The 3,268-nt window shown below is 63.0% G+C and carries 4 protein-coding genes and 1 pseudogene; all 5 read right to left on the bottom strand.

Annotated elements, in window-relative coordinates:
* Positions 1-324: ATP-binding protein (locus tag AB4Z11_RS27420; RefSeq protein WP_442029003.1), on the bottom strand; the 324-nt coding region annotated here is incomplete at its 3' end.
* On the bottom strand, positions 309-722 hold the full coding sequence (locus AB4Z11_RS27415) for an anti-sigma regulatory factor (protein ID WP_442029002.1): 414 nt from the start codon (positions 720-722) through the stop codon (positions 309-311). The genes AB4Z11_RS27420 and AB4Z11_RS27415, both read right to left, overlap by 16 nt.
* A gap of 13 nt (positions 723-735) precedes the next feature.
* A complete protein-coding gene (locus AB4Z11_RS27410; RefSeq protein WP_442029001.1) occupies positions 736-1,092 on the bottom strand; it encodes an STAS domain-containing protein in 357 nt (118 codons plus the stop codon).
* 7 nt (positions 1,093-1,099) lie between these two features.
* Positions 1,100-1,963: an STAS domain-containing protein gene (locus AB4Z11_RS27405; RefSeq protein ID WP_442029000.1), complete on the bottom strand. Its 864-nt coding sequence runs from the start codon at positions 1,961-1,963 to the stop codon at positions 1,100-1,102.
* Between the two features lie 52 nt (positions 1,964-2,015).
* Positions 2,016-3,268: pseudogene (locus AB4Z11_RS27400) on the bottom strand (CbbBc protein); the annotation flags it as partial.

Here is a 3,268-nt window from a genome sequence, read left to right as displayed (position 1 = left end):
CAGCCCTACGCCATAGCTGCCTGCCGTGGTGGTGCCATCGGCCGAACTGGCGATGAAATTGTTCATGCCCGGCCCCTGGTCCAGCGCCAGAATTTCAATGCCGCCACCTTTCAGGCAGCGCAGCAGGATTTCGCCATGCGCCGCATGCTTGATGATATTGGTTGCGGCTTCGGTGACGAGCAGTGCAACCTCGCCCACGCTCAAGGCATCGTAACCCTGCCGAGCACACAGCTCACCGGCCGCACGGCGCGCCGACGCCACCTGGCTCGCGTCGGACAACTGGTGGCTGGACTGGCGTCCGGCGATGCCTAGAACGGTTTCCATTTGGTGATCTTCACAGTCGTGCCCTGGCCCGGTTCCGAGGCAATATCAAATTCGTCGGCCAGGCGCTTGGCGCCGGACAGGCCGAGGCCCATGCCGCCGCCTGTCGTGTAACCGTCTTTCAGCGCCTGCTCGATGTCCGGAATGCCGGGGCCATGATCGATAAACGCGACATGCAGACCGCGCTTGCCGTTACTGCACTTGATCAGATGCGCTTCGCCGCCGCCGCCGTAGCGCAGCGTGTTGCGCGCCAGTTCGCTGGCTGCGGTAATCATTTTGGTCTGGTCGATCAGGCTGAAGCCGATGGCGATCATCTGCTCGCGTACCGCCTGGCGCAGACGAACCACGTCCTCGTCGGAGCGGATCTGCAGTACCAGTGCTTCGACGTCGTTATGGCTCACAGTACCGCCCCGCTCAGTTGATGTGGCGCTGCAGCAGTTGCACGCCCTTCTCGACGTTCAGCGCAGTCTCCACGCCGTGCAGCGTGAGACCGAGTTCGACCAGCGTGATCGCCACGGCCGGCTGCATCCCGACCAGCACAGTGCGCGCGTCGAGAATGYGCGCCATGGCGGCTGTATTGCTGATCATGCGGCCGATAAAGGAGTCCACGATGTCCAGTGCCGAAATATCGATCAGCACACCACGTGCGCGCGCGCTCACGATGCGGGCGGTGAGGTCCTCCTGCAGCGTCATCGCCAGGCGGTCATGCATGTCCACCTGGATGGTGACGAGCAGCAGGTCACCCATCTTGAGAATGGGAATGCGCTCCATGCCCGCCTCACGCGGTCTGCTGGTAGACAACTGAAGCGCCGACGCGCTTCAGTGCCACCTGGAAGGCGTCGGCCAGCGAAGCCTTGGTAATCACGTCTTCCAGGTTGACGCCCAGGTGCACAATGGTCTGCGCAATTTGCGGACGGATACCGCTGATGATGCAATCGGCTCCCATCAGGCGCGCGGCGGCAACGGTTTTCAGCAGGTGCTGCGCGACCAGTGTGTCCACCGTGGGCACGCCGGTGATGTCGATAACGGCGATGGAAGCGCCGGTATCGATAATCTTCTGCAGCAGGCTTTCCATCACCACTTGGGTGCGGGCGCTGTCGAGGGTGCCGATCAGCGGCAGGGCCAGCACGTCTTTCCATAACTGCACAACGGGCGTGGACAGCTCCAGCAATTCCTGCTGCTGGCGCATGATGACCGCTTCGCGGCCTTTCTGGAATTCTTCGACAGTAAGGAGGCCGAGCTTGTCGAACAAGGTGCCGGTTTCCAGCAGTTCGGTGGCCAGCGCGTCAGCATCGCCCGCCATCGCGGTGCGCAGCAGCGCGAACAGCGGCTCTTTCAATGCGAAGATGAAGGTCGCGGTCTCGGTAGGGGTGAAGCCCTGGCGCACACGTGTGGCGGAAATGTCACTCAGCAGGTGACGTACTTCGGCCCAGGAAGGCTGGTCGATGTCATAGGTCTGGCCCTTGTCCAGCGCCTTGATCATCAGGGGAATAAAGCGGGCGGCCTGCTGGCGGATCTCCGCTTCCGCGTTTTTGTCGCGGCGCACCAGGCGTGACAGCATGGCATTGAGCCAGCCCTCCAGCAAGGCATCCTGATTGTCGATGAAAATCTTGGCCAGATGGCCGGTAGTTGCCTGACTCATGCCCCGTTCCCTTAGTTGATATTTTTGTATCGAGAAACGGCGAGTCTAGCACCTATTTCCTAAATTCATTGCACGATTGAAGTTCCTTTACCAACAGTATTGGAACCTCTTTGAATGCTGGTGTATTCGATCCGCGCGCGACCAGATCAGGCRAAATGAGCGGCGTCAGTTCGGGGAAATAGCCAATCGCATCGCCGTCCGGAAGCGGACGTTCAACCAGGCGGTAGCCGTTGAGTTCACGGGCGATGCCGTCCGGTGCTGCTGCGCGCACGGTCACGATATCGCCGTCCTGCAGGCCGAGGCGGGCCAGGGTAGCGCTGCCGATGAACAGCACTTTGCGTGTGCCGTTGACGCCACGGTAGCGGTCCACCTCGCCGCGCGGATCGCGGTAGACGGTGGTGTTGTACTGGCGATGCGCGCGCACGGTGGCGAGGCACAGCACGTCCGGGCCAAAGGCGGCGCGGGCGCGCGACATGATAGTGTCCGCCGGCAGGGCATGCGCCGTGAAGCGCGCCTTGCCGCTGGCTGTATGCCAGATGCGCAGGCCCGCCGAATTCGGCAGGCGGAAGCCGAGGCGTTCGCGGATCTTGCGGTTGTAATCGCCGAAGCCTTCCACGGCTTGCGCGTGCGATGCGACGCGCTCGATGTGGTTGCGGGTGGTGTCGTAGTCGCGGCCCATGGCTTGCCAGTCGATCTTCGAATCCGGCAGCGCATGGCGCGCCAGTTCGGTAACGATGAAAGGCTCGGAGCGCAGCGTCTCGCTGGCAGGCATGTTGCGGCCGGTGGAGGCGTGCACCACGCTGGCGGTATCTTCCACGCTGACGAATTGCTGGCCGCCTGCCTGCTGGTCCAGCTCCGTGCGGCCCAGGCATGGCAGCAACAGGCCGACGCGGCCGGGATACAAATGGGTGCGATTCAGCTTGGTGGCAATGTGCACGGTGAGCTGGGTGCGCGAGAGTGCGTCCAGCACGCGCGGGCTGTCCGGACCGGCAACGGCGAAATTGCCACCCAGGCTGGTGAAGGCATGCACTTCGCCATTCAGCAGGCCGCGGATGGTGTTGATCGCATCCAGGCCATGCGCTGACGGGGGCTCGAAGCCGAACACTGCGCGCAGGCCGTCCAGCCATTCTTTCTTGGGACGGTTGGTGACGCCGACGGTGCGGTCACCCTGCACATTGGAGTGGCCGCGCACCGGCATCAGGCCGGCGCCGGGACGGCCAACGTTCCCGCGCAGGAGCATCACGTTCACCAGCGTTTGCAGGGTTTCGATCGCAAATTCGTGCTGGGTCAGGCCCATGCACCAGG

Source organism: Pseudoduganella sp. RAF53_2, from assembly GCF_052113985.1.
In the GTDB taxonomy this organism is placed as follows: Bacteria; Pseudomonadota; Gammaproteobacteria; order Burkholderiales; family Burkholderiaceae_D; genus Rugamonas.
The sequence above is the reverse complement of the archived record's forward strand: the minus strand, read 5'-3'. Positions and strand labels throughout refer to the sequence as shown.